General features: G+C 52.9%; 20 protein-coding genes. 14 read left to right on the forward strand and 6 right to left on the reverse strand.

The annotated features are described in order from the left end of the window. Positions 1 to 21: 21 nt before the first annotated feature. Genes IAE30_RS02395 through IAE30_RS02410 form a run of 4 tightly spaced genes read left to right on the forward strand, consistent with a single transcriptional unit; the run spans position 22 to position 5,309 of the window. Complete coding sequence (locus tag IAE30_RS02395) at positions 22 to 759, forward strand: fimbria/pilus periplasmic chaperone (protein ID WP_200678256.1); 738 nt, start codon at positions 22 to 24, stop codon at positions 757 to 759. Then, positions 731 to 3,292 (forward strand): fimbrial outer membrane usher protein, encoded by a 2,562-nt coding sequence (locus tag IAE30_RS02400; protein ID WP_370585454.1) that lies wholly within the window; start codon positions 731 to 733, stop codon positions 3,290 to 3,292. The genes IAE30_RS02395 and IAE30_RS02400 overlap by 29 nt, the downstream gene beginning before the upstream one ends. A gap of 36 nt (positions 3,293 to 3,328) precedes the next feature. Continuing rightward, the gene (gene stbD / locus IAE30_RS02405) at positions 3,329 to 4,615 is read left to right on the forward strand and encodes a fimbrial usher protein StbD (RefSeq protein WP_234472676.1); all 1,287 of its coding nucleotides are present in this window, start codon (positions 3,329 to 3,331) and stop codon (positions 4,613 to 4,615) included. Next, a complete protein-coding gene (locus tag IAE30_RS02410; protein WP_200678260.1) occupies positions 4,581 to 5,309 on the forward strand; it encodes a fimbrial assembly chaperone in 729 nt (242 codons plus the stop codon). The genes stbD and IAE30_RS02410 overlap by 35 nt, the downstream gene beginning before the upstream one ends. A gap of 1,339 nt (positions 5,310 to 6,648) precedes the next feature. Here the strand turns inward: IAE30_RS02410 and IAE30_RS02415 are convergent. Beyond that, positions 6,649 to 7,122, reverse strand: a complete 474-nt coding sequence (locus tag IAE30_RS02415) for a DUF1203 domain-containing protein (protein ID WP_200678261.1) — start codon at positions 7,120 to 7,122, stop codon at positions 6,649 to 6,651. Between the two features lie 199 nt (positions 7,123 to 7,321). On the opposite strand from IAE30_RS02415, the gene IAE30_RS02420 reads away from it, so the two are divergent. The 8 genes from IAE30_RS02420 (at position 7,322) to IAE30_RS02455 (ending at position 19,775) form a co-directional block, all read left to right on the forward strand. Further along, complete coding sequence (locus IAE30_RS02420; RefSeq protein ID WP_200678262.1) at positions 7,322 to 7,564, forward strand: hypothetical protein; 243 nt, start codon at positions 7,322 to 7,324, stop codon at positions 7,562 to 7,564. A 334-nt stretch (positions 7,565 to 7,898) separates the two neighbouring features. After that, complete coding sequence (gene proP, locus IAE30_RS02425) at positions 7,899 to 9,338, forward strand: glycine betaine/L-proline transporter ProP (protein ID WP_200678263.1); 1,440 nt, start codon at positions 7,899 to 7,901, stop codon at positions 9,336 to 9,338. 243 nt (positions 9,339 to 9,581) lie between these two features. Beyond that, positions 9,582 to 11,366 carry a malto-oligosyltrehalose trehalohydrolase gene (gene treZ, locus IAE30_RS02430; RefSeq protein WP_200678264.1) on the forward strand — a complete coding sequence of 595 codons (1,785 nt, stop codon included), beginning with the start codon at positions 9,582 to 9,584 and terminating at the stop codon, positions 11,364 to 11,366. After that, a complete protein-coding gene (gene treY / locus IAE30_RS02435) occupies positions 11,363 to 13,858 on the forward strand; it encodes a malto-oligosyltrehalose synthase (RefSeq protein ID WP_200678265.1) in 2,496 nt (831 codons plus the stop codon). Before treZ ends, treY begins: the two co-directional genes overlap by 4 nt. 41 nt (positions 13,859 to 13,899) lie before the next feature. Further along, entirely contained in the window at positions 13,900 to 15,975 is a 2,076-nt protein-coding gene (gene glgX / locus IAE30_RS02440; RefSeq protein ID WP_200678266.1) for a glycogen debranching protein GlgX, read from the forward strand. A 255-nt stretch (positions 15,976 to 16,230) separates the two neighbouring features. Further along, positions 16,231 to 17,868 (forward strand): methyl-accepting chemotaxis protein, encoded by a 1,638-nt coding sequence (locus tag IAE30_RS02445; protein WP_200537512.1) that lies wholly within the window; start codon positions 16,231 to 16,233, stop codon positions 17,866 to 17,868. A gap of 80 nt (positions 17,869 to 17,948) precedes the next feature. Further along, on the forward strand, positions 17,949 to 18,500 hold the full coding sequence (locus tag IAE30_RS02450) for a TetR/AcrR family transcriptional regulator (protein WP_200537511.1): 552 nt from the start codon (positions 17,949 to 17,951) through the stop codon (positions 18,498 to 18,500). Positions 18,501 to 18,578: 78 nt separating this feature from the next. Next, positions 18,579 to 19,775 carry an MFS transporter gene (locus IAE30_RS02455; RefSeq protein ID WP_200678267.1) on the forward strand — a complete coding sequence of 399 codons (1,197 nt, stop codon included), beginning with the start codon at positions 18,579 to 18,581 and terminating at the stop codon, positions 19,773 to 19,775. 36 nt (positions 19,776 to 19,811) lie between these two features. On the opposite strand, the gene IAE30_RS02460 is transcribed toward IAE30_RS02455, so the two are convergent. After that, entirely contained in the window at positions 19,812 to 21,587 is a 1,776-nt protein-coding gene (locus tag IAE30_RS02460) for a chloride channel protein (RefSeq protein ID WP_200537509.1), read from the reverse strand. 81 nt (positions 21,588 to 21,668) lie between these two features. Between IAE30_RS02460 and IAE30_RS02465 the strand changes: the two genes are divergently transcribed. After that, a complete protein-coding gene (locus IAE30_RS02465; RefSeq protein ID WP_200537508.1) occupies positions 21,669 to 22,076 on the forward strand; it encodes a MarR family winged helix-turn-helix transcriptional regulator in 408 nt (135 codons plus the stop codon). On the opposite strand, the gene IAE30_RS02470 is transcribed toward IAE30_RS02465, so the two are convergent. The 4 genes from IAE30_RS02470 to fliD all read right to left on the reverse strand — a co-directional run bounded on the left by IAE30_RS02470 (position 22,073) and on the right by fliD (position 24,916). Beyond that, positions 22,073 to 22,342, reverse strand: a complete 270-nt coding sequence (locus IAE30_RS02470; protein ID WP_370585458.1) for a polyketide cyclase — start codon at positions 22,340 to 22,342, stop codon at positions 22,073 to 22,075. The genes IAE30_RS02465 and IAE30_RS02470 overlap by 4 nt on opposite strands. A gap of 62 nt (positions 22,343 to 22,404) precedes the next feature. After that, positions 22,405 to 22,719 carry a helix-turn-helix transcriptional regulator gene (locus tag IAE30_RS02475; RefSeq protein ID WP_045814547.1) on the reverse strand — a complete coding sequence of 105 codons (315 nt, stop codon included), beginning with the start codon at positions 22,717 to 22,719 and terminating at the stop codon, positions 22,405 to 22,407. Between the two features lie 25 nt (positions 22,720 to 22,744). Beyond that, on the reverse strand, positions 22,745 to 23,353 hold the full coding sequence (locus tag IAE30_RS02480; RefSeq protein WP_200537506.1) for an ATP-dependent Clp protease proteolytic subunit: 609 nt from the start codon (positions 23,351 to 23,353) through the stop codon (positions 22,745 to 22,747). A 144-nt stretch (positions 23,354 to 23,497) separates the two neighbouring features. Beyond that, positions 23,498 to 24,916, reverse strand: a complete 1,419-nt coding sequence (gene fliD, locus IAE30_RS02485; RefSeq protein WP_200678269.1) for a flagellar filament capping protein FliD — start codon at positions 24,914 to 24,916, stop codon at positions 23,498 to 23,500. Between the two features lie 447 nt (positions 24,917 to 25,363). Between fliD and licT the strand changes: the two genes are divergently transcribed. Continuing rightward, positions 25,364 to 26,227, forward strand: a complete 864-nt coding sequence (gene licT / locus IAE30_RS02490) for a BglG family transcription antiterminator LicT (protein ID WP_200678275.1) — start codon at positions 25,364 to 25,366, stop codon at positions 26,225 to 26,227. Positions 26,228 to 26,237: the final 10 nt, after the last annotated feature.

Below are 26,237 nucleotides of genomic sequence, written 5' to 3' on the forward strand. Positions count from 1 at the left end.
AATTTCCACGAGACCCTGCGTATGTCTTTACGAAATATTTTTGGTGCTTTATTGCTTAGCACAATGTCAGCGACGGCGACTGCAAGCGTCACGCTGTTGGGCAGTCGTATTATTTATCCGGCGCCAGCCAGCTCCATCAATATTCAATTTAAAAATGACGATAACATTCCCTATGTTATCCAGACCTGGTTTGATGATGGCGATATGGATGCCAAACCGCAGCAGATTAATCGCGTACCCTTTATTACCACTCCACCGGTATTTCGTATTCAGCCGAAATCAGGGCAGGTCGCGCGTATTGTCCTGAGCCAGTCAGAGAAACTGCCGCAGGACAGAGAGTCCGTTTACTGGTTTAACATGCTGCAAATTCCGCCCACATCACAGGCTGCCGCAGATAAAAATGCCATGACGGTGATGCTGCGCAATCGGGTGAAATTTTTTTATCGTCCTGCGGCTATAGGCAAACCGGGAAATATTTTAAACGGCATAAAAGTCCGCACTCTTTCTGATCCTCATAAAGGCAGCGGACTGCAGATCGATAATGCGCAGCCCTGGCATGCTTCATTCGTCGCTATTTCGATACGCATGATGGGGAAAAACGTTGAGTGCGAACCCGTGATGGTTGCCCCCTTTTCCACACATACCTGCTGGTTCAGTCATACCAAACAACGCCTACAGGGTGTAGGCAGCGTCAAACTCGACGCGATTAACGATCAGGGAGCCAGAATAAGTGAAAGTTACCCCATCAACTCCCAGTGAATTGAAACTCCCCTTATTCGTGCTGACCGTTTCATTCTATTGTTCAACGCCCGTCTATAGCGATGAATATTATTTTGACCCGTCGCTGTTTAAAGGCTCGGCTTTCGGTCAAAACATCGCGCAATTCAACCAAAGCGAGTTGCCGGCGGGCCATTATCTGGTCGACGTTTATTTAAATAATAGACTCGTGTCATCCAGCGTGAAGCTGGAATTTTTGCCCTCCGCACCAGGGAAAGTGGTAGAGCCGTGCTTGCCCTTTGCGTTGATTAAACAGATGCAGTTAAAAAACATCACGCGGCAAATAGCTCATCAATGCGCTCCCCTTAGCGACTGGACGCCGCAAGGCAACTGGGATTTTGATGCCGCCGCATTACGCCTGAATATCACCTTGCCCCTGTCAGCGCTTAACCGCACGCCACGCGGCTATATTCCACCCGAACAGTGGGATGCCGGGATGACGGCGTTGTTCCTGCGCCATAACACCAATTACACCTGGACAGAAAACAGTGCTGCCGCCTACCGCTATCAATACCTGTGGAGCGGGATCACCGCAGGCACCAACATCGCCACCTGGCAGTTGCGTCATCAGGGCAATCTCCGCTACCTCAGCAGCAGTCTGGGTGGCAGCAGCTATCGCTACAACAAGGTGCGAACCTGGGTGCAACGGCCGTTAGCGTCGATCAATAGCCAGATCTCCCTTGGCGATAGTTACACCGACAGTTCGCTGTTTGGCAGTCTGCCATTTAATGGCCTGAAACTCGCCACTGACGAACGTATGTGGCCGCAAGGCAGGCGCGGTTACGCTCCTGAAATCCGCGGCATCGCCACCACTAACGCCCGGGTGGTCGTAAAACAGTTGAACAAAGTGATCTATGAGACGGTGGTACCGCCTGGCCCGTTTATCATTGATGATCTCAACAACACTCGCAGCCAGGGAGATTTTGAGGTTGAGGTGATTGAAGCCAACGGTAAAATCGCCACCTTCACGGTGCCCTACTCCTCGGTTCCTGATTCGGTGCGTCCGGGCAACTGGCATTACTCGCTGGCCCTGGGCCGTGTCCGCCAATATTACGCCGTTAATAATGCTTTCTTTGAAGGCGTGATGCAGCACGGCGTGAGCAATAGTTTGACGGCAACGGTCGGTTCACGGCTGGCGGAAGATTACCAGGCGTGGCTTCTGGGCGGTGTCTGGGCAACCGGCGCAGGTGCATTAGGTCTCAACACCACGTTTTCCCTGGCAAAGGCAGAAAATGACCAGCGCACCTCGGGTTGGCGTGCAGAGTTGAGCTACAGCAAAACCTTTCAAACTGGCACCAACCTGGTACTCGCCGCCTATCGATATTCGACTCGTGGATTTCGCGACCTGCAGGATGTCTTAGGGGTTCGGCGCCAGCAACAAGCGGACATCAGCTACTACTCAGACTCGCTCAACCAGCGTAATCGCTTATCGGCGACACTCAGCCAGTCAATGGATGCGTATGGCTTGGTCAGTTTAAGCGCCAGCACGGCCGACTATTACAACAACCAGTCACGCATCACCCAGTTGCAGTTTGGCTATAGCAACAGCTGGCGCAATATCAGTTACGGTATCAATGTGGCGCGTCAACGCACCTGGTGGAATACCCAGCAATTCAACGTGAGCGTCAACGATAACCTCGACAGCAGCCGCCAGCAGCGATACAGCGAAAATACCCTGTCAGTGAATATTTCAGTGCCGCTTAACTGGGGCGCGGGGCTTTCGTCTCTGGCCTACAACTACAACCAGTCAAAACAGAGCCAGTCTTCGATGGTGTCACTGACCGGTTCAGCAGGCGAACAGCGCGATTTCTCCTATTCGCTCTACGGAGGAACTGAGCATTACCGCAATGGCGTCAACGGAGAAGCAAGCTCCTTTGGGGGCAACCTGCAGCAAAACACCCGTTTTGGCGCAGTCCGCGCCAACTACGGCCAGGGGGATCACTATCGCCAGGTCGGTTTGGGTACGTCTGGCACTTTACTGCTGCATCGTGGCGGTCTCACCGCTGGGCCTTTCACCAGCGATACATTCGCGTTGATCCATGCAGAGGGCGCGCAAGGTGCGGCGGTTCAAAACGGGCAAGGTGCAATTATCGACCGCAACGGATATGCGCTGTTGCCCTCACTCACTCCTTATCGTGAAAACACGGTCAGCCTCGATACGTTGCACATGCGCGCCGATGCCGAGTTAAACGGCGGAAGCCAGCGTGTGGTTCCTTACGCTGGTGCCGTGAGTCAGGTTAGTTTTGCCACCTTACGCGGCACCGCAGTGTTGATTTCACTGAATACCACCGAGGGAATGGCACCGCCGATGGGCGCCGAAGTGCGTGATGCCTCCAACACCGTGATTGGCGTTGTCGGTCAGGGAAGCCAACTTTACGCGCGCGTTCCGCATGACTCCGGCAGTCTGCAAATCAGCTGGGATGGCAATACTCAACGCTGCGCCGTCAATTATCAAATCACCGGAAAGGCGCAACAGGCGCTTATACTTCTCAATGGTACTTGCAGGACGCTATAACAAGTGAAAATTAACTCTCTCCTGGTTGTGCTGCTGATGCTGCCCCTGACGTCATGGGCTAATTGCATCAAAGTCACCAGCACTTCATCACTCTCTGCCGCCGCTAAAGCTGCAGGCTATACCGCAGCCTCCTGGGCAGGTGCCTGTGATACCTGTTCAGGCAACGTGGGATTGCCTTCAGTAATCAGTATTAACAGCGGCACCTCATTTCAGCCCGCAGGGTCATTGCTGGCGAGTTCAGTGGGGTCGTTTCTCAGCGCCGCCAGCAACACCGATTACAGCCCCAATCAAATCCTCTACCGCTGTGCGGTGGCGGATGCAGGCAGTCTGTATGAGATGTACGCCACCAACGGCGACAGCGCTTATGCCGGCATGTACGCCAGCAGCGAGGTCAGCGGGGCTTATTACGACGTGGCGAAAAACGTGGCGGTGCGCATGACCAATCTGAGCACTGGCGAGTATTACAGTCGTTACTGGAAGTCACGCCAGTTTACCGCTGACAGTTGGTACTCCGACGGCACCTACATTTACATTCCGGCCAGCGCGTTTAGCAATGTGCTGTACGAGATGTTCAAAATCAGTTCAACCAGCTATTACGCCAATGGCGATAACCGCTATAGCGATCTTTGGACGCAACCGCGCGGCTACATTGCTTTCAAAGGCCCAGGTCTGGACACCAACAGTCTGGCGGTAGGCCAGGACAGCGCCAGCTATTGGTACGGATTTTACGGCAACTGGCCCGCCGCCTGGAGCACTTATCGCAACGTGACCTATGTGCGTGGCGCGCTGTGTGAAGTACAAAACTACCCTTCTGTGGTGCTGTTGCCGACCATTAGCGTGAATGCGCTCAAGGCGGGCGGCAGCAGCCAGGTACCGTTTTCCATCACATTGCAGTGTGAAACGGGCGCGCGATCCAGCACCAGTACCTCCACCAGCACTGCCGCCAATGTCGCGATGGGCTTGCTGGTGAATCAGCCCAATGCGGTGACACAGGCGACACAGTTAGGTTTGACCACCAGCGGCGGTGGATTAACCTGGCTGCTGGATAATCAATATGGCAGCAGCGGCGTGGCCTCGGGTGTGGGCATTAAAATTTATAACGCTAGTGGTTCTGCCATTAATTTATTGCCCAACCTCGCCAGCACTGGCAGCGGGAATACGCGCGGCTGGTATGCCTATACCGATCTCACCTCGCTGGTCTCTTCCGGCAGCAGCAATATTTACAGCGGTGATTTTTTGGCTTCGCTTGAAGCCTTAAGTGGACAAACAGTGACAGCAGGGACAGTCAATGCGCAGTTGCAAGTTGTGGTCAGTTTTCAGTAACACATTGGCGTTGAGCAGCCTGTTATTCGCCGTTCACGCCATGGCCGTGGTGAATGTGGATAGAACACGCATCATTTTTAATGCCGGTGAGAGCAGCCAGGCGCTAAATATAAAAAACGGTGCTGATACCCCCTCCGTGGTGCAGATCTGGAGCGATGACGGTGATTTGATGCAGTCCCCGGAATTGAGTACTGCGCCCATTTTTGCCATGCCGCCGATGATGAAACTCGCACCCGATGAGCAGCGTGCGATTCGTCTGGTGCTTACTTCACGCCAGTCACTGCCGGAGGATCGTGAGAGCCTTTACTGGCTGAATATTTATCAGATTCCCGCGCTGAGCAGGCAAACCGGCAGCGCCGAACAAAAAATCCTGTTGCCGTTGCGATTGCGGCTTAAGATTTTTATCCGACCGGCGGCGCTAGGTGCGCCTCAGCCTGAAGATGTGCAGAAGCTGCGATTTGTCGTGCACGAACGCCAGCTAACAGTAGAGAATCCAACGGCGTGGTATATGAGCTTAAGATTACATATTGCCAATAAGTTCAAAGTGGATGATGTGCTGGTGGCGCCTTTTACAAAGCAAACCCTATTATCAACACACGCCTTACTTCCCAGCGAGACGGTCCAGTATGAAGTTATTGACGATAGGGGCAATCCAGTGAGTTTTACTACCCGCACATTTGAACAGGACCATTAATCAAGGGTAATAATTCTGTCTGCAGACTCTATCGTGCTTTTTCGGTGCGCAACAATGATGCGCGTGATGTTGAGTGCCCGAATAGCCCGATTCACACTTGCTTCGTTTATCATTCGACACGATCGGGGAAATCTAGCGGTAAAGCTGTAGATAAAAACATTAGTACGAAAAGGGATATATTTACGACTACATGCCAAAGGTTTGGCCGTGTTCATCAAGCCATCATCCATAGTGGTAATCAATCAGCGTGTCAGATCAAATTTACGCGCGATATATTTATTCAACTTAAGACCTAGCGTAATAAATGTCGTTAACGATGTTATCATGACAATCATCTTAGAGAGTTCATATTGTGGCGTGTAATCAATAAAGCCAGGAACAATGCAGGCCCCACTCAAAAACCAATTCCCAATCATAATAAGCACAGATAAAATAAAGCATTTTGTTAATAAATACATAGTTCACCTATCAGCACCCACTCAAGGCTAATGAGTGGGGAAATAACAGCTATCGATAACAGGAATCGTCCAATTCGCTGGAATGACAGTTTCCAGAGGATTTGTCACTTCCATCATTCTTAGTGAGAAAGATTCAGCAGCAACAGTAAAACATCATTTAATAAGCTCTTGCAAATTCATATTTTACACAAAGCTTCCATTTTGTATGAAATACCACCAAAGACCTTAAAATAAAATAATCAAGTCATTGTTTTAAATTTATTTTATTATTACCTGTTCACTGGAGTAATTTATCCATTTTTTGGAGTTACATCACAAAATCTTCTGCTCAATGACGACGCAATATTTCACGAAAAACAGTTCAATGTAAGAAATTCCACATTATATTTACCGATTACCCTTACAGGCATCAGTAAGAATATCTGGTATTGCGAAACCCTTTCAATGTAATAGGCGGCGATTGCAATAGCCGAATAAAATTCATTTTTATATTTCAATCACCCTATTAGCAGCGCTCATTTATGTGGGCGTTACGACAATATTTTAATGAAGTTGTTAATTGAGCTTGATAGTCGTCGCAGGCAAATAACGCAGTGCATCAGCGAGTACCACCTCATTGGTTAGTCCGCAGCCCATTGCACTTGTTACGAAGACACGCGGCTGATATTTCGTTGGCCCCTTGCAGTAGTGTAAATGCTCATGGTGAAGATGAACTGAATTGTGATCGTAAGCAGGTCTTTAAAACGAAAAAAACCTGCTTCGCTCCCTCAGGATGCTCAGCAGGCCGGCACTGCGGGATGAGTGGTAAGACGCTATTGGCTGTCGGCTACACCACACCAGCGTACCAGGAACAGCGCTTTGGTGCAGGCCGTAAGAGTGAGTTAACCTTGCTGCTGATGAATTGCCGCCAGATAGCAGCCGAATCGCGCACTATGGGCGTGGACATAAACGGTTTCAGGCCGCTGCAGCAACGCTAAAACTGTTTGCTCCACTGCATCGCCCGTCACCAACTCTGCGGCGATAATACAGTGCTCATGATTGAAAGCCCGCAATGAGAGTTGACGCTTAACGAGATACTCCGGGATCTCGTTATGGAATAGACCAGATTGAGTACAGCCTTCATGAATGAAAATAGCGTGCTTCCCCTGGTAGGGTGATTGCGCGGGTTGATAAGTGTGATTGAGTAAGATTGCGTTCTCGCCCGAGGGAACATCCTTCAAACCAATACGGTCTGGCAAAGCCGAGTTGTGGCTAGCTAACACTCTGCGTGCGTTGTACTGCGCCAGATATTCATCATCCTGCCCGTATAAATGGGCGAAATCGCTGCTATTCAATCCGCTGATAATGTAATGCATACTGCCTCCTGCTCTTAACATGGGTTCATCAGCAGTAAACGTTATCGAGCCCTCTCTTGCTCGCTGGAAACAGTCAGAGAATTATTGATTACACCCGCAACTGCATCAACCGACTTAGCTCAATCAGCCTGTGTTTGCTAAAGTAGTCGACATCAATCATGAAAACGCTGCATTTGCATGTTTACACGGGAATTTGACCATGCCAGATTACATCTTCTATAAAAAAGATGAGGTCGTAGCCACCGTCGAGAGATCCGATGTTGAGAGCGCCGTCTTACTCATTTCACAAGGCTATAAAAAGTTAGATGAAGAGATCGAAGCAGCGACGCCAGAAGCGGCGTTAAAGCGGTTAGCGGATGTCCAAAACCAAGACAATATTACTCATCATGCTTTCGTTACAGGGTCAGTATTTACCTCCATCGTGAATGCGCTGTTCAAATGATTTTCCTTCACCTGCGTTGTGCAGCTGAATCTTATGCGATATGAATAACCGCAGCATAATTAACTCACTAGCATAGTGTCACCGCATAATATAGCGCAATATAAAACCCAACCCCTCCATCACGACACAATCAATTATTTCACCCTGAGATCACTTTGACAGAATATACCTTCATCGCTACGCTTTTATGCAAGGATATATGTCTCAAACTTGCACATCTTAAAAAATTTTCCTAAGGTGTCCGCCTTTCAGCCTCTTATAGCTTTCATTTCCATTGGTGAATTATTCGGCTGCGAAAGCTATAAGATCGCTCTAATTTTACTCATGGAGGTTTATGAGCACCGGAACGATTTCTAAACAATCTGACTTAACCGTAGATGATATTACGGTTATTGATAATAAATTACTCAAACGCGCTGTGAGCGCTGCTGCGCTAGGCAATACCATGGAATGGTTTGATTTTGGCGTATATAGCTATCTTGCTGTAATTATCGGCCAGGTCTTTTTCCCCGGCGCCAGTAATACTGCGCAGTTAATCGCCTCTTTCGGTACCTTTGCCGCCGCGTTTTTAGTTCGTCCGATCGGAGGCATGGTATTTGGGCCGTTAGGCGATCGCTTTGGGCGGCAGAAAGTGCTCGCCTTCACCATGATCATGATGTCGATCGGCACCTTCTGCATCGGCCTGATTCCCAGCTATGCCAGTATTGGTATTGCCGCGCCGATTCTGTTGCTGGTGGCGCGTCTGGTGCAGGGTTTCTCCACCGGCGGCGAATACGGTGGCGCAGCGACCTTTATCGCGGAATACTCCACCGATAAGCGCCGTGGTTTTATGGGCAGCTTCCTGGAATTCGGTACACTGGCGGGTTACCTGCTCGGTGCCAGCCTGGTCACCGGCATGATTGCGCTATTACCGCATCAGGCCATGATGGATTGGGGCTGGCGTATTCCGTTTTTCCTCGCCGCACCTCTGGGATTATTTGGTCTCTATATTCGCCTGAAACTGGAAGAGACGCCGGCATTTAAAGAGCATATGGATAAGCGAGAAGAGCTTGAACACAATAAGCCTCAACTGAGCTTGTTGCAGATGCTGCGTGTACAGAGTAAACCGTTGTTAAAATGCATTGGTCTGGTGCTGTTATTTAACGTATCCAATTATATGTTAACTGCCTATATGCCTAGCTATTTAACCGGCGTATTGGGTATGAGTGAATTATCCGGGCTGATGCTGGTGATGGTCATTATGTTTATTATGATGCCATTAACGTTGATGTGGGGACATTTAACCGACCGCATGGGCCGTAAGCCGGTCATTGGCTTAGGGGCATTGGGATTAATCCTGCTGGCTATTCCCAGCTATATGCTGATTGGCTCAGGTAATATGATGCTGGTATTTGCCGGCCTGGCCATATTAGGTTTATTACATACCTGTTTTAGCGGCACCATGCCCGCCACGCTACCGGCACTGTTTGTCACCGACATTCGCTATAGCGCATTAGCGATTGGCTTTAACTTGTCGGTGTCGTTGTTTGGCGGCACCACACCGTTGATCACTGCCTGGCTGGTGGACACCACACACAATGCCATGATGCCCGCTTATTACATGATGGGAGCCGGGGTTGTCGGCCTGATTACTGTGTTAACGCTCAGTGAAACAGCGCGCAAGCCGTTGAAAGGCTCGTCTCCTGCTGTTGCCAATAAGGCGGAAGCGCATAAGCTGATAGATAAATTACGTAAGCAGCGCGGCCGCAAGGTCCAGCAACATAAACCAGCATAATCTTCGAGGCGGCCATCAGGTCGCCTTTCTTCTATATCCTTCCCTGATTAGCGAAGCGCAAGGCGTCGATAATTTCCTAAACCCATCTGTTCGCGCCAGAAAAGCGCAAAATATCGACTATGATCTGTTCTCAGTCATTTCGTGTCGTCCCGCTGTAAATCGTAATCAGCCAGCATCTTTAAACGGAACGTAGACCGCTTGGTGTCGTCCATTGCCCTTGCGAGGGTTAAACGAGGCAATTGAATGGAATTCAGATCATTTGAAAAATCCTGGGGAGCTGAGATTCAGGCAGATGGCAGCGTGCTATTTCGCTTGTGGGCACCAGGTCAGCAACAGATTACCTTGCGTCTCGCCGATGGCGATCACCCTATGTCAGCCTCCGACGACGGCTGGTATCAACGGCAACTGAGTGGCATACAACCCGGTGCGACCTACCATTTTGTCCTGGCGGATGGCACGGAGGTGCCCGATCCTGCCGCGCGCGCACAGCAATCCGAGGTGAATGGCCCTTCAGTGGTGATCGACCCTCGTCACTATGCGTGGCAACACACCGATTGGCGCGGACACGCCTGGCAAGAAACGGTGGTGTACGAACTGCATATCGGGACTTTCACACCCGAAGGTACCTTTCAGGCCGCTATTGCCCGCTTGCCCTACTTGCAAACGCTCGGTATCACCATGATCGAGGTGCTGCCGGTATCGCAGTTTGGTGGTAATCGCGGTTGGGGTTACGACGGCGTGCTGTTGTATGCGCCGCATTCCGCTTACGGCTCGCCGGATGATTTCAAAGCCTTCGTAGATGCCGCACATGGACACGGCCTGTCGGTGGTGCTCGACATTGTGCTCAATCACTTTGGCCCTGAAGGGAATTATCTGCCGCTGCTGGCCCCTGATTTCTTCCACAAAGAACGCATGACACCCTGGGGCGCAGGCATCGCTTATGATGTTGATGCCGCACGTCGTTACATCGTTGAAGCGCCACTGTACTGGTTGCAGGAGTATCACCTCGATGGCCTGCGCTTTGATGCCATCGATCAGATCGAAGATACCTCCAGCCAACATGCGTTGATCGAGATCGCTGAACGCATTCGTCGTGAGATAACGGACCGCCCTATCCACCTCACCACTGAAGATTCACGCAATGTCACCTTCCTGCATCCACGCGACAAGCAGGGCCATGCGCCGCTGTTTACCGGCGAATGGAATGATGATTTCCACAACGCCATCCATGTGTTTGCCACCGGTGAAACCCATGCCTACTACCAGGATTTCGCCGATGTCCCTGAAAAGTTGATCGCGCGCATTCTGACGGAAGGTTTTGCCTATCAGGGCGAAATTTCGCCGCAGAGCGGTCAACGGCGCGGCGTACCCAGTGCGGCACAACCCCCGGTTGCCTTCGTCGACTTCATTCAAAACCACGATCAGGTGGGCAACCGCGCGCAGGGTGATCGCTTGATTACGTTGGCCGGCACCGATCGCACCAAAGTGCTGCTGGCCACGCTGTTATTGTCACCGCATATCCCTCTGATGTTTATGGGCGAGGAGTATGGCGAAACCAACCCATTCCTGTTCTTCACCGATTTCCACGGCGATCTGGCCAAAGCAGTGCGTGAAGGACGCGCGCGCGAGTTTACCGGCCATGCGGGCCATGACGACAGCGTGCCCGATCCCAATGCGGAAGAGACTTTCAATCGGTCAAAACTCGACTGGAGCAAGCTGGAGAGTGAAGACGGCAAAGCCTGGCTGGCATTCTCCCGGCAATTGCTGGCATTGCGTCAGCGCCACATTGTGCCGCTGCTGGATAAAGCGGGCGGTCACAGTGGCAAGGTGCTGAAAACGGCCAAAGGTTTTATCGCGGTGAGCTGGCAGTTCCCGCAGGGCGAGCTCTCATTGGCGCTGAATATCAGTAAGCAGGCACAACCCTTACCGACCATGGCAGGCATAACCCTTTTTGCCTGGCCGCAGGAGAATGATGTGTTGCCGCAACATGCCATTGTGGTGCGTCTGGCACAGGGAGAAAAAGCATGACGATTCCTTCAGCAACCTACCGTCTTCAGTTCCGCAACGGCATGACCTTCGATCGCGCCATTACCCTGCTGCCTTATTTGCAGCGGCTCGGTATCAGCCATCTTTACGCCTCGCCAATCTTCACTGCCACCACCGATTCCACGCACGGCTATGATGTCACCGATGCCAATGAGATCGATCCCGCTCTGGGCGGACGTGACGGCTTTAACCGACTGTCGGCGGCGTTACAGCAGGCAGGCCTCGGCTTTATTCTGGATATCGTGCCAAACCATATGGCGGCATCACTGGAAAATACCTGGTGGCGCGATGTGATTGAGCATGGCGAAAACAGCCAGTATGCGCGCTATTTCGATATCGATTGGTCGCGTCGCCTGACGCTCCCCTTCCTCGGCGAAGATTTTGAACGCGTTCTGCAAAACGACGAATTGAGCATTCAACCTCATCCGCAAACCGGCCATCCGGCGCTGGCTTACTACGACAGCTTTTATCCCCTGACGCCCGCCAGCTGGCAAGGTCGCGCCGACGAGGTGCTGGCCATCAACGATCGCGCAGCCATTGCCGAGTTGCATCAGCAGCAGCCCTGGCAGTTGATCAACTGGCGTGACGCACGAAAAGATCTCTCCTACCGACGCTTCTTTGAAATCACCGGGCTGGTCGGCGTACGGGTCGAGGATGAAGCCGTGTTCAACGCCTCACACGCATTGATTCTGGAGCTGGTTCACAACGGCGCTGTGAGTGGTTTGCGTGTCGATCACGTTGATGGTCTGGCCGATCCACAAGGTTATCTTCAGCGTTTGCGCCAGGCCGCAGGTGCAGATTGCTACATCACGGTTGAGAAGATTCTGGCGGAAGAGGAGCAGATTCCGGCTGAATGGCCCATTTCCGGCACCACCGGCTATGAGTTTATCGCTGCGCTTTCACATGCGTTGATCGACGATACCCAGATTGATGCATTGCATCTGGCCTATGAAGCCGTCACCGAAGAGCGGAATGATGTCAGTGCTGGTCTGCGCGCCGCCCGTGAATTGATGGTTGATCGCAACTTCGCCGGTGAATTTTCACGCCTGCTGGCGATCGCGACCGGGGTGGCACATTTAGAACAGCGCAATTTTGGCGAAGCAGAACTGCATGTTGCCCTGCGCGAGCTACTCATTGCCTTCCCGGTTTACCGCACCTATGGTCGCCCGGCAGGCATGCCGCTGGCTGGTGAAGCACTTCTCCAGCAAGTGCTGGAAACGGTGAAGTTTAGTGCGTCCCCGTCTGCACTCAGTTTCCTGCAGGCCATATTACTCGGTGCGGTCTCGGAACAAAGCGAACCGGATGCCGCTGATTTCCGCACGCGCTTCCAGCAACTCACCGGCCCGTTGATGGCGAAATCGGTGGAAGACACCCTGTTCTTCCGCAATCACGCCATCCTTGCCATCAACGAAGTCGGCGCGGAACCGCTGCCGCATCCCTTCTCGGTGGAACACTTCCACCAGCAGATGCAAAACCGGTTGCATCATCAACCCGACGCACTTTCGACCACGTCAACACACGATACCAAACGTGGGGAAGATGCCCGGGCCCGACTCTATTCGCTGAGCGAAGCACCCGCACGCTGGGCAGAGAACGTCACGCGCTGGCGTGAATTGAATCAAACCAGGGTGCTCACCCTAAACGAAGGCCCGGCCCCGGAACCCGCAGTGGAATGGATGCTGTATCAAGCGCTGGCCGGTGCGTGGCCCGCTTCCTTGCATCCAGATGACCACGAAGGATTGCGTGCCCTTGAGACACGTTTTTTACCTTTTGTGGAGAAAGCACTGCGTGAAGCCAAGTTGCGTACCGACTGGTCAGAAGGCGATGAAGCCTACGAGCAGGCGGTGCTGGGCTACGCACAGCATCTGTTATCACCAGAAAACCAGGCATTCCTGAAGGACTTCTTCGCGGCAATTCAACCTTTCGTCGATGCCGGCCTGATCAACAGTCTCACTCAGACGGTGATTAAACTCACCGCGCCAGGCGTACCGGATATTTATCAGGGCAGCGAAGCGCTGGATTTCAGTCTTGTTGACCCTGATAACCGTCGCGAGCCCGATTACGCCGTGCTGGAGGCGCAACTTGTTGATCGCAGCCGTCCTGATTTCACTCAGCCCGCAGACTGGCGCAGCGGCAAACTGAAACAGCAGATGATTGCGCGCTTATTGCACCTGCGTCTGGATAAGCCGCAACTGTTTCGTTTCGGCGATTATCAACCGTTGTATGCCACAGGCGCGCATCCGGAGCATCTGATTGCCTATGCACGGCAGGATAGTGAAAACAGCCTGATCGTCGTGACGCCCCGTCTGATGCTGGAAAGCACGACCTGGGCTGAGACGTCCATTCCCCTGCCTGAGTCGCTGGCTCATCGGCACTATCGCAACCTATTTAGTGGTGAAACCTTCGCGCTTAACGAACAACTTTCTTTAGATAACTTACCGCCTTACGCGCCACTGGTGCTGATTGCCAGTTAATAACAAGCCTGTATTTCTGTTCATCGGATGGAGAGGAATGAATGTCTAACGCAAAGCCTTTAGAAATTATCGCGGGTTCGGGTCAAACGCTTGGCGCAAATTATGACGGCGAGGGGGTCAATTTTGCCCTGTTTTCAGCGTTCGCCGAGCGTGTGGAATTGTGTCTTTACGACGAGAGCGGTCAGCACGAAATCGCGCGTTTTGACCTGCCGGAAAATACCCATGAAGTCTGGCATGGCTACATTCCCGGCCTGCAGCCCGGCGCGCTTTACGGCTATCGGGTGCATGGTCCGTTTGAGCCAGAAAACGGCCACCGATTTAACGCCAACAAACTGTTGCTCGACCCGTATGCTCGTGAGCTGCGGGGTGATATCCAGTGGAACGATGCGCATTTTGCCTATGACCTGCTGCATGAAGATAAAGACCTGACTTTCGATGAACGTGACAGCGCGCCCTTTACGCCAAAATGCCGGGTGATCGATCCCAATGAATTTGACTGGCAGGACCGCAATCGTCCGGTTATCCCGTGGTCACAGACCGTCATCTATGAGACACACGTTAAAGGCTTCAGCCAGTTGAACCCGGCAGTGCCCCCTGAAATGCGCGGCACTTACGATGGCATGAGCAACAAAGCCACCGTCGAATACATCAAAAGTCTCGGTGTTACGTCGGTTGAGTTGTTACCGGTGCACTGGTTCCCGGACGATCAGCATCTGCTCGATAAAGGGCTGAAAAACTTCTGGGGCTATAACTCACTGGCGTTTTTTGCCCCGGCCTCGCGCTACTTTGGTCCGCGTGGCATTCAGGGCTTCCGTGATATGGTCCGCGCCTTCCACGATGCCGGTATCGAGGTGATCCTCGATGTGGTTTACAACCACACGGCTGAAGGCAATGAACTGGGTCCGACGCTGTCGTTCAAAGGCATTGATAACTTCTCCTATTACCGCACTTTGCCGGATCAGCATCGCTACTACATTAACGATACCGGTACCGGTAATACGGTCAACACCTCGCATCCGCGCGTATTGCAGATGGTCATGGATTCTTTGCGTTACTGGGCGGAATCGATGCATATCGACGGTTTTCGCTTTGATTTGGGCACCATTCTCGGGCGCGAACCGGAGGGTTTCGACCAGCGTGGCGGCTTTTTTGATGCCATGACGCAGGACCCGGTGCTGTCGAAATTGAAACTGATTGGCGAACCCTGGGATATCGGCCCGGGCGGCTATCAGGTCGGGGGCTTCCCGCCAGGCTGGGCAGAATGGAACGATAAATACCGCGATACGGTGCGCGAATACTGGAAAGGCGACAACGTCTCTACCGACTTTGCCGCACGTCTGCTCGGATCCGGCGATCTCTATGATCAACGCGGCCGTCGTCCATGGGCCAGCATCAATTTTCTCACCGCGCATGATGGCTTCACGCTAAATGATTTGGTGTCGTACAACGAGAAGCACAACGACGCGAACGGTGAAGATAACAATGACGGTCATAACGATAATCGTTCGTACAATTACGGTGCAGAAGGTCCGACTGATGATGAAGGCATCAACGCGGTGCGTGAGCGGCAAAAGCGTAACTTCCTCGCGACGCTGCTGTTCTCACACGGCACTCCGATGCTGTTAGCCGGTGACGAGTTTGGCCGCAGCCAGATGGGCAACAACAACGGTTACTGTCAGGACAGTGAAATTTCCTGGCTGCATTGGGAAAATCTGCCAGAATCCGCTGATGCCTTACGCGAATTCACCCGTCATTTGCTGGCGTTAAGGGCGAAACAGCCGTTGCTGCGCCGTGAAAACTGGCGTGACGGCATGGATATTAAGTGGTTTAACGCCGGAGGCGGCTTCCAGCAGGAAGACCAATGGGATGAGGGCAGCACGCTTGGCGTCTATATTGGTCGTCCCGATCTGCAAACCGAAGAGGGCATCTGGCACGATGTGCTGATGCTGTTCAATCCGTTTGAAGGCAATGTGCCCTTCCGCATCCCCCAATTTGGCGAAGGCGGTTGGGTGCTGGAACTCACCACCTCCGATACGGCTAAAAAGGGGTTGGTGATCACCAAAGAGAAGGATTTCGAACTGGAAGGCCGCAGCATGGCGCTGTTTAGAAGGCCTTAAGATCAATCTGGTGCCGCTGTGAAGTCGTCACAGCGGCACGATGATGAGGTTAACAATATTCACTATTTTTCACTGGAACTATTAAATAGTGCCGAACCGGTTAGAAATGTTGCACTTTCACCGCGGATTTTCCGATCCCCATCACTCCTCGCTAAAAAATAATTAACTAAATCTCGCAATCTGCCGATGGTTATTAATCTGCCCTATTCCCTGATTTTCCTGAACCAGGGGTGCTTTTAGATTAAGGATAATTAGATGAACATCTCCCAGCGTCTCTTGCTGACCCTTTCCATGTTGTTTGGCGCCATCATCCTGCAGGCCATTCTTGCGCTCTCGCTGTTGTCAGGATTTCAGGACCGATTTGAATTTGTGCAAACCAACGCCATTCCTTCGATTAAAGACATTGGCAAACTGATCGACCAAAGTAACCAGTTAGCCATTACGCTGTACAAACACCAAAGCCAACTGCATGACAGCAACATGCCCGCAGTTGAGAAGCAAATCGATAAGCAAATCAATGGACTGAAAGCGCTGACCGATGACTACATGGCGAACGATATTTCCAATGAAGAGGACAAGCGCCTGACGAATGTCGCTTTGGATAACATTCAGCGCGTTGTGTCGCAGTTACCTGCTTTCCTCGCGGCTTCACGTGCACACCAGAATGAAGTGAGCCTGGGTTTGCTGGAAGGTAACAGTGGTGTAGGTGCCGCCATTCGTCAGTTAATCAGTGATTACCAGACCCAGCTGGCACTTAACATTCGTGCAGGCGACGTATTGCGCGCCACCAATCAAAGTACCTTCCATTTTGTCTTCTGGACCACCGTTGCGGGTGTAGCAGCAACCGTGGTGATCTTCGGTCTGTTCTCCCTATTTACCGTGATGCGTATTCGTCGCAGTTTGAGCGCGGTGGGCCAGGTGATGATGACCGCCAGTGAAAATCTCGACCTGACACTGAGCGCCGATGAAAGTCGCCGCGATGAAGTGGGTAACATGGCGCACGCGTTCAATATTCTGATGCAGCGCGTGTCAGAGGCGCTCTCTTCTGTGCGTAAAGCGTCGCAGTCGGTGAGCAGCGCGTCGGTGCAGATCTCAGCTGGCAACGAAGATCTCTCTTCGCGCACCGAACAACAAGCGGCATCGCTGGAACAAACAGCAGCCAGTATGACGGAGCTGAGTGAGACCGTGCGTCAGACAGCGGACAACACCCGCCAGGCGAGCCAGTTAGCGGCCAACGCCAGCGATTTATCAGAGAAGAGCGGTACATCGCTCACCACCATGTTATCGACGATGGATGACATCCGTGGCAGCTCGCGCAAAGTCACGGAGATCGTCTCAATTATTGAAGGTATCGCCTTCCAGACCAACATTCTGGCGCTCAATGCTGCCGTTGAGGCAGCTCGCGCCGGGGAGCACGGTAAAGGCTTTGCCGTGGTCGCGGGTGAAGTACGTAGCCTGTCACAGCGTTCAAGCAATGCGGCACGCGAGATCAAAGTATTGATTGAAGCGTCGCACCGATTGACCGAATCGGGTGCCACACAAGCTGCCGATGTAGGCCGCAATATGGAAGTCATGAACGAGGCCATTCATCAGGTCAGCCAGTTGGTCGGTGAAATTGCAGCGGCGGCTGTTGAGCAGAGCCAAGGCATTGTGCAGGTTCAACAGGCCGTGAATCAGATGGATGATGTCACCCAGCAAAACGCCGCGCTGGTCGAGCAAGCCGCGTCAGCCTCGCAGTCACTGCAGGAACAAGCGGGAACCCTGAATCATCTGGTGGGTAAATTCCATGTCAGCGATGCGATGGATGTGCCACAGCCTGTTCTGCGTAAAATCGCTCAGCCAAAACCTCAGCGTTTAACCGTGGTGAACGACGCCGACTGGCAGAGTTTTTAAGCCCTGCCCCTTCCTGCGCCGCGCGCGCAGGAAGGCTTTCTGTTACCCTTGGCGCTGATTCAGGGACGGGGGAACGCTCCATGGCTGACAACAGCGACATCAAAACAGACATTCTCGAAGCCACACTCACGGTGATTATTAACCAGGGTGTGCGCGGCACCACTTATCGTCGGGTGGCTGAACAAGCGGGCTTATCACCAGGCACCCTCACCTACCATTTTCCACAAACCGATATCCTGCTTATGGGCGCCTTTAGCCATATGGTGGATACCATTGCGCAATCTTTTCGTGACCGTATGCATGCCGCGCGCGATCGAGCCAGCGCCTGTGACGCGGTGGTGGATCTGATCTGTGGTGATATCTGGGCCAGCAAGCGTCATTTGGTGTTGAGTTTTGAGCTTTATTCCCTGGCCGCGCGCAAAGAGCCCTTCCGTGAACTGTTACAGCAATGGATGCAACGCAGCCGCGAATCCCTGCACCTGTTTTTTTCAATGGAAACAGCCTGTTCACTCGACGCGCTAATTGAAGGGTTCACCATTCACAACCTGCTCAATAATACCCCGATCAGCCGCACAACGATTCTTAACGCGGTACGCAATATCGCCGCGCAGGACGATAATCAGGCAAGCTAAACGGAGAAATCTGCCTGTTCAGGTTTCGTCGATTTCTGTATTATCACCTCGTACACCTGTACGACAAAAGGGACAGTGATGAATTTACAGCAACAGCTACGCGGCAAATGGGCGATTTACGGCCTGATGTTTTTACCCGGTTTCACCTGGGCTTCATGGGTTAGTCGCACGCCCTTTATGCGCGATATTTTGCATGCCTCCACCGAGATGATGGGCCTTATCCTGTTCGGCTTTTCCTGTGGTTCCATGCTGTGCGTGTTGCTGGTAGGAAAATTAATCGCGCAATGTGGCACCAGCCGTGTCATGCGCTATGGCTTTGTGCTGCTGCTGAGTGGCGTCGCCGTCATGTTAGCTGCCCTACTGCTGCATAACGCTTACGGGGTGTTCGCCAGCCTGGTGTTACTGGGCGGAGGGACAGCGCTAATCGATGTGGTGATAAACGTTGAAGGCGCAGCCTTTGAGCGGCTGATCGGCAAGTCAATTATGACCACCATTCACGGCTTCTTCAGCTTTGGTACGCTGATTGGTGCTCTGTCAGGTCTTGCGATGACGGCAGCGGATATCGGCATTAGCTGGCACTTTGCCGCCGTGGTGCTGGTGAACCTGCTGATCGTCGCCACTGCACTGCGTCATTTACCCGCCACCAGCGACAGCGAACGACATGAACAGGCTCACAGCGGGGGGTTTCTGGCGCAAGTTGGACGAGAACTGCGCGACCGCCAACTGCTCATCCTTGGGGTGGTGATCCTGGCGATGGCACTGGCGGAAGGCTCTGCCAATGACTGGCTGCCGTTACTGATGATCGATGGTCATCATCTCAATCACACGCAAAGCACGCTGGTGTACGCAGGTTTCACCGCGGGCATGACGGTGGGACGGTTCCTTGGCGGATATGTCGTGGACCGCGTGGGGCGTGTGCTTGTATTACGCGCCAGCGCATTCTCAGCCGCCCTGGGTCTGGCGATGGTCATTTTCTCCAACAACCAATGGCTGGCGGCAGCGGCGGTGTTGTTCTGGGGAATTGGCGCATCGCTTGGCTTCCCACTGACTGTCTCCGCTGCGGGCGACGGCCAAAACAGCGCGGTCCGCGTGACCATCGCCGCCACGCTTGGCTATCTGGCCTTTCTGGTGGGACCGCCAGGCCTGGGCTTTATTGGTGAACACGCGGGTCTGCGCATGGCGATGTTGCCGGTACTGATCATGGTGCTGCTGGCGTTGGTGTGCGCAGGTGCGGCGGGTTCCCGAGACCTCAAAAAGGCTGAACAATCCGTTTAAATCAGGCGGCCCTCAGGCCGCCTTCTGCCGCTGACACTAAGCTGACTTGCGCAAACCTAAGTAGCGCACCTTAAAGTTCTCTGCTTTTTGCGCCAAATAGCGCACGCGGAAAATATCATGGCGGGTGATAACCCCTTTCACCTCGCCTGACTCAACATCGGTGACCACTACCATACCCACCTCTTCACTGAATAAGTGATCCGCAATATGGCTGCACAAGGTGTCGGGATGGGCGCTCATTTGTGGTTGGTCGCTGAGCAACGCCTGCAAGCTGATATCCATCGCACGCTGCTGGAGTTGCCAGTGGATCATCTCCTTACGTGACACCACCGCAACAAATCTGCCCTGCGCATCCACCACCGGATAATGGTGATGCGCATGTAAATCGCTCATCACAGCAATCACCTCTTGCAAAGGCATTGAGGCCGATAGCGTCGCTGGAGCGGCGGTCATAATTTGTCGTGCTTTGGTGGTCTCCAGCGTGTCGGTGGCATACTCCTGCACGATGTGATGTCCACGACGCGCCAGTCGTTCCGTGAAGATGGATCGCGGCATCATCAAGACGCTCACCGCATAGGACGCCACTGCCGCCCCTAATGCCACGGGCAGCAGGTCAAAATGCCCTGTGACTTCCACCGCAAACAGCGTCCCTGTTAACGGTGCTCGCATAGCCCCGCTGAGAATACCGGCCATACCCGCCATCACCAACATCCCGCCGTAGCCGGGCAGCAGATGCGCCACCACCGCGCCCACCGCACCACCAATAATCAGCAACGGAGCGACCACGCCACCAGAAGTCCCCGAACCCAGCGAGATCAGCCAGACGATACTTTTTACCAGCAGCAGCGAAATGATGATGTTGATTGCCAGCGAGCCATCTAACAAATTCTGGATACTGACATAACCCGCACCCAGAACGCGTGGCTGAAGAATGCCTCCAATACCCACCGCCACGGAACCCAGCGCGGGCCACCACATCCAGTGGACGGGCAACTGATGGAACCACTCTTCCAGCCGATACAGGCTTTTCGACAGCGCCACGGCGATCACGCCAGTCAGAGCGCCAATACCCACCGCCACGATGAGTTGCATCGGTTGCAGATGAGCCAGCCACGGGAAAGGGAAAATCGCGCCGGTGCCAATTAGCGCGTTGCGCCAACACCAGGAGACCAACACCGCACTGACCACCGGAATAAAGCTGCGTGGCTTCCACTCAAACAACAGCACTTCCAGCGCCAGCAGGACTGCTGCTATAGGAGCATTGAAGATGGCGGTCATGCCCGCAGCCGCGCCCGCCACCAGCAGGGTTTTACGTTCGGCCGCACTGAGATGAAATAACTGAGCAAACAAAGAACCGATTGCGCCACCGGTCATGATAATCGGCCCTTCTGCACCAAACGGGCCACCGCTACCAATCGACACCGCGGAGGAGAGCGGCTTAAGCACCGCCACCTTGGCTGACATGCGGCTTTCGCTGTAGAGAATCGCCTCAATCGCTTCTGGAATGCCGTGGCCGCGAATTTTCTCCGAACCAAAGCGAGCCATGACGCCGATAATCAAGCTGCCCAGCACCGGTGCCGCAAGCGTGTGGAGCGCGCCAGCGTTGCCCGGCATCACGTGCTCGGCGAAGGAAAACTGGTGATACCAGAACAGATTGGTCATCAGGGCGATTAGATGCAGCAGCACAATGGCACCGAACGCGCCGCCGGTTCCTATCAGAATGCCCATCAACGCGAGTATAATCACTCGCTTCGTCACGGTGTGGTCAGAAAGTTTGGGCCGATGTGAGGAATCGGACAACGTGTCCCGCATCTTGTTGCTCCTGGTTACATTATCGAAAGGCGCAATTTACATCGCAATGCGATATAAATTCAATGCAGAAAGGTTTTCAACATGTCACAACCCAAAATGAAAGATGCCGATTACGCGCTACTGGCGGACTTCCGCGCCACCTTGCGCACCTTTATGGCCTTCAGTGAAACGCAAGCACGCAGCGTAGGGTTAACGCCGCAACAGCACCAGGCACTGCTGACCATTCGCGGTACCGCGTTGGGCAACGCCACAGTGGGTTATGTGGCAGAGCGTCTGATGTTAAAACCACACAGTGCGTCCGGCTTGTTAAGTCGGTTAGAAGAGGCGGGACTGGTGCTACGCGAGCCAGATCAAACTGATCAGCGCAAAACCTTTTTGCGATTGACGGCAGAAGCGGAGCAGCTACTGGAGTCGCTCTCGCTCGCGCATCTGGAAGAGTTGAGCAACTTAAAACCGATGCTGCTCTCAATGATTAACCAGTTCTGTTAGGCGGCCAGCATGAGCGGACTGAATCCATCGTTAGCCGCTTGCAGACGCGGATCGCTCAGGCGATGAACAATGGTCAACAAGGTGCCACCGGCGTCATCCGGCGCGATCACGAAGGACACTTCGCTCTCCAGGTAGGGGGGCGTGTCATCACGCATACGATAACGGATCGCTTTGCCAGGTTCACAGGCAAGGGGTTCAGCGTCAGCTAATACCGCATCGGGCAGCCAGGCTTCCCGGTATTCGGCGATACTGATGGCGCGCCACACTTTCTCCGGTGGCGCGTCCAGTTGATACTCCTCAACACGTTCGATCGCTGTCTCGGCTTCACTTATTGGTCCATATCCTTCAGCAAACTTTTCAGGGCATCAATGCGTGTCGGCCAAAACGCACGATACCTGGCTAACCAGTTGACCAGAAACGTCATGCCAACCGGATCGACTTCATAGTTCACAAAGCGCCCTTGCCGCTCTTCACGCACCAGCCCCGCCCCCCGCAACACCGCGAGATGCTGAGACATCGCCGATTGGCTGATCTCCATCCCGTCGCGCAACGCCGTGGCATTCATGCGCCCCACCGACAGCTTTTCAAATATGGCACGACGGGTCGGATCCGCCAGTGCTTTGAATATCGCATTTTCAATCATGTCGATGACATTAGCACTGGCTTATTTAAGCAGCAAGATAATCTGCCGCAATTTCCTGCTCGGTGATGATCACTTTGTTCACCAAACCGTATTCCAGCGCCTGCTCCGCACTCAACCAGAAATCGCGCTGGGTATCCTGCTCGATTTTTTCGATTGGCTGCCCAGTGGCGTCAGCGAAGATGAGGTTAAGACGGTTTTTCATACGCACGATCTCATTGCTGTAGATTTGCATATTGCTGGCGGGGCCTTGCATGCCACCTGAGGGCTGATGCAGCAGGAAACGCGTGTTAGGCAACGCGTAACGATGCGCCTTTTTGGCCGCCACATAGATGAGCGCGCCGGCGCTGGCGACGCAACCCGAACCGATCATGATGACCTCCGGCGCGATAAATCGGATGGCATCAAAGATCATGTCGCCGGATTCCGCATGTCCGCCAGGAGAGTTGATAAATACGGTAATCGGCTGGTGATTAATCGCTGCCAGGATGTGTAAATGCTGCACCACCTCTTTCGCCATCTTTTCATCCACGGTGCCGGTAATGAAGATCTTACGGGCGTTGATCAGATGTTCCATCAACGATGAGCTAAGGGACGCTGCTGCAGCTTCAGAAGACGTTGAGTTAATGTCAAGCATGGTACCACTCCGCAAAAAATGGGGATAGCACACACATTAGCACTTACTTATCTATTGAGCGAGTATGATTCAATGCAAATAGACGACGATATTCATCATTCGGGCACGAAAAAGTGCCCTGATAAGCCCGCAGCGCGGGAATAACTATTTTTTGCTGTTGCTGCTGGTCATATTATCAAACTGCTGTGTGAGATAGTTGCTGGTGCTATTCAGAACGCTAACCACTTTATCCAGATTGGTGAACTGGGTTTTGTAACGCGCAATCTTGTCATCAATGCGTTTACTGGTGGTGTTGTACTGATCGGTCAGCTGGTTCAGTTTTTTACTGATGCTATCCGTCGCCCCCTGAATCACGCCTTTACTGCTCAGAAACGCGGTAAAAGTGGTATCCAGTACCGTGGTGACGCCGGTTTTCTTACCATCACCGGTATACATATCGCGAATGGCGTCAGGCCTGACTTTCAGTGCATTGGAAAGTTTGTCCGCATCCAGCTTCAATTTTCCATCGGTGGGATCGGTCGTAATACCCGCCTGGCTGAGCGTTTTGTAGACTCCCGAACCGGACGAGTTGGCAATAATGCTCTTCAACTGGGTCTGGATGTTACGCAGCGTGCCGTCACCCAGCAGTGCACCGTTTTTGCTGTCCGGTTCTTTACCCGCATCCACCGCTGTGTAGCGGGTAAGATTGCCCATCGTATCTTGCAGTGAATTGTAGGCATTCACCCAATCGGTGATGGCACTTTTCGCCTTGCTGGTGTCTGCACTGACGGTCAATGTCTGAGTGCCGGTCGTCTGATCGTTGAGCTTGAGCGTAATCCCTTCCACGGCGTCTTCAATGGTGTTACTGCTGCTTTGAATCGCCACATTGTTGACGGTCAGGCTGGCATTTTGCGCTTCCACACTCTGAATAAGGTGACTGTTGGTTTGATCGGACTTATCAAATCCAATAAAACCATGCAGCGTATCATCACCCGTGACGCTAAGAGATGTCACCGCATGGTCTGTCCCTGTCGCCTTAGAAGTCAAGGACAGGCGATACTCGGTTCCCGATACTTTAATCAAACTGGCGCTGATACCCACATCGGACTTATTAATGGTGTCACGCAGCGCTGTCAGGGATGTCTGATCTTTGGTTAACGTAATGCTCTTCTCTTTGCCATCCGCAGTGACAAATTTCAGGGTACGCGATGCCGCATCGCTGCCAATAGCCGCTTTGACATCGGTTTTCGCATCGCTGGTCAGCGTTTGTGATTGCGCCAGGTGATCCACGCTGATGGTGTATTTCCCTGCCAGCGCGCTGCCATTGGTATCCGCGCTAAATGCACTCGAACTGGAAGTGGTACTGGTCGCCGTATAGAGACTCGCATCTTTTAATTTGGTGTTAGCCGTCTGAAAAGCCTGAATCGCGGTTTTAAGTGTGCCATAAGCAGAAAGCTTCGCCGTGGCGGCAGACTGCTGCTTTGAAATCGGTGTCAGTGACTGTTTTTCAGCGGCGGTCAGCTTATCCAAAATGGTACTTAAACCCAGTCCTGAACCCACACCTAAAGTTGAAATCCCGGCCATGTACGTAACTCCTGTTATTTTGACGTTACGGTACTATCGGCGACTTAAGGCAAACCTTTAATGAAAACCAGATCATTTCTTTACGCTATCCTTACGAATATCCTTACCTGGCGCCCGGAATTGGTGCAAAACGCCCATCCAGCGCCCCTTCCAGAGGATCTGCGATGCCGATTGTTTCTTTACGTTTCGCTTTCGCACAGGCTTTTGCGCATCATCAACCGGCGCATTTTGGCAAAAATCGAGATAGCGACGGAAGGGTCTCCCGTGTGACGAGTCTCCAGCGGCGCAAAAACATGACGTAACTCACATATCACCGCTCTCTCGCTTGTCGGAATCACGCAGCCGCTTATGATCTCGCCAGATTGTTACTGCGTGCAAACGCAGGCAAAACCTGACACGCCGCCCTCCCGGTGGGTCAGGTTTTTTCTTTTTCAGGGCAGATAAAACATGAAAATCGCGAAGGTCCTCAATAACAACGTCGTGGTCGTACTGGGCGAGAACGGCAAAGAACAGGTCGTCATGGGGCGCGGGCTGGCTTTTCAGAAGCGCGTGGGTGATGCGCTGGATACGCAACAGATTGAGAAAGTCTTCGCTTTGCAAAGTGACACTCTGACAGGCAGGCTCAGCGAACTGCTTTCCGACATCCCGCTGGAAGTCATCACCACCAGCGAGTTAATCATCGCCAATGCACGTCAACAGCTGGGCCAGCCGCTGCATGAGAGCCTTTCGATTGCGCTTTGCGACCACTGTCATTTCGCCATTGAGCGCCATCAGCAGGGCATGCCGATTCGCAATGTACTGAAGTGGGAGATCAAAACGCTCTATCCAAAAGAGTTCGCGATTGGCATGGAAGCACTGGCATTGATAGACAAACGTCTTAATGTGGCCTTGCCTGACGATGAAGCGGGCTTTATCGCCCTGCATTTGGTCAATGCACAATTGGGCAGTGAATTTGCCGATGTCTCTCACGTGACGCAATTTATGCAGGAGATTTTGCATATCGTGAAGTACCGGTTGCAGCTGGATTACCGCACCGACAGCCTGAGCTACAACCGCTTCGTCAACCACCTGAAGTTTTTTGCCCAGCGCATGCTCGGGAAACGCGGCGTATGCAGTGAAGATGAGTCTTTGCACGATGTGGTGCGCGATAAATATCCCATTGCCTATCAATGCGCGCTAAAGATCGACAGCCACATCCAGCACAAATACCGCTATGCCCTGTCTGCTGAAGAGCGCATGTTTCTCACCATCCATATTGAGCGGGTACGCAAAGAGACTTTAGCGTTGCAGGAAGATGCAGACGAGGCGTGAAAACGGGCGC

The organism is Pantoea sp. S61 (assembly GCF_016625145.1).
Taxonomy (GTDB): Bacteria; Pseudomonadota; Gammaproteobacteria; order Enterobacterales; family Enterobacteriaceae; genus Pantoea; species Pantoea rwandensis_B.

Coding starts and splice junctions, on each gene's coding strand:
- IAE30_RS02395 (WP_200678256.1), top strand. CDS start 22: ATGTCTTTACGAAATATTTTTGGTGCTTTATTGCTTAGCACAATGTCA.
- stbD (WP_234472676.1), top strand. CDS start 3,329: ATGCTGCCCCTGACGTCATGGGCTAATTGCATCAAAGTCACCAGCACT.
- IAE30_RS02410 (WP_200678260.1), top strand. CDS start 4,581: ATGCGCAGTTGCAAGTTGTGGTCAGTTTTCAGTAACACATTGGCGTTG.
- IAE30_RS02415 (WP_200678261.1), bottom strand. CDS start 7,122: ATGCATTACATTATCAGCGGATTGAATAGCAGCGATTTCGCCCATTTA.
- IAE30_RS02420 (WP_200678262.1), top strand. CDS start 7,322: ATGCCAGATTACATCTTCTATAAAAAAGATGAGGTCGTAGCCACCGTC.
- proP (WP_200678263.1), top strand. CDS start 7,899: ATGAGCACCGGAACGATTTCTAAACAATCTGACTTAACCGTAGATGAT.
- treZ (WP_200678264.1), top strand. CDS start 9,582: ATGGAATTCAGATCATTTGAAAAATCCTGGGGAGCTGAGATTCAGGCA.
- treY (WP_200678265.1), top strand. CDS start 11,363: ATGACGATTCCTTCAGCAACCTACCGTCTTCAGTTCCGCAACGGCATG.
- glgX (WP_200678266.1), top strand. CDS start 13,900: ATGTCTAACGCAAAGCCTTTAGAAATTATCGCGGGTTCGGGTCAAACG.
- IAE30_RS02445 (WP_200537512.1), top strand. CDS start 16,231: ATGAACATCTCCCAGCGTCTCTTGCTGACCCTTTCCATGTTGTTTGGC.
- IAE30_RS02450 (WP_200537511.1), top strand. CDS start 17,949: ATGGCTGACAACAGCGACATCAAAACAGACATTCTCGAAGCCACACTC.
- IAE30_RS02455 (WP_200678267.1), top strand. CDS start 18,579: ATGAATTTACAGCAACAGCTACGCGGCAAATGGGCGATTTACGGCCTG.
- IAE30_RS02460 (WP_200537509.1), bottom strand. CDS start 21,587: ATGCGGGACACGTTGTCCGATTCCTCACATCGGCCCAAACTTTCTGAC.
- IAE30_RS02465 (WP_200537508.1), top strand. CDS start 21,669: ATGTCACAACCCAAAATGAAAGATGCCGATTACGCGCTACTGGCGGAC.
- IAE30_RS02475 (WP_045814547.1), bottom strand. CDS start 22,719: ATGATTGAAAATGCGATATTCAAAGCACTGGCGGATCCGACCCGTCGT.
- IAE30_RS02480 (WP_200537506.1), bottom strand. CDS start 23,353: ATGCTTGACATTAACTCAACGTCTTCTGAAGCTGCAGCAGCGTCCCTT.
- fliD (WP_200678269.1), bottom strand. CDS start 24,916: ATGGCCGGGATTTCAACTTTAGGTGTGGGTTCAGGACTGGGTTTAAGT.
- licT (WP_200678275.1), top strand. CDS start 25,364: ATGAAAATCGCGAAGGTCCTCAATAACAACGTCGTGGTCGTACTGGGC.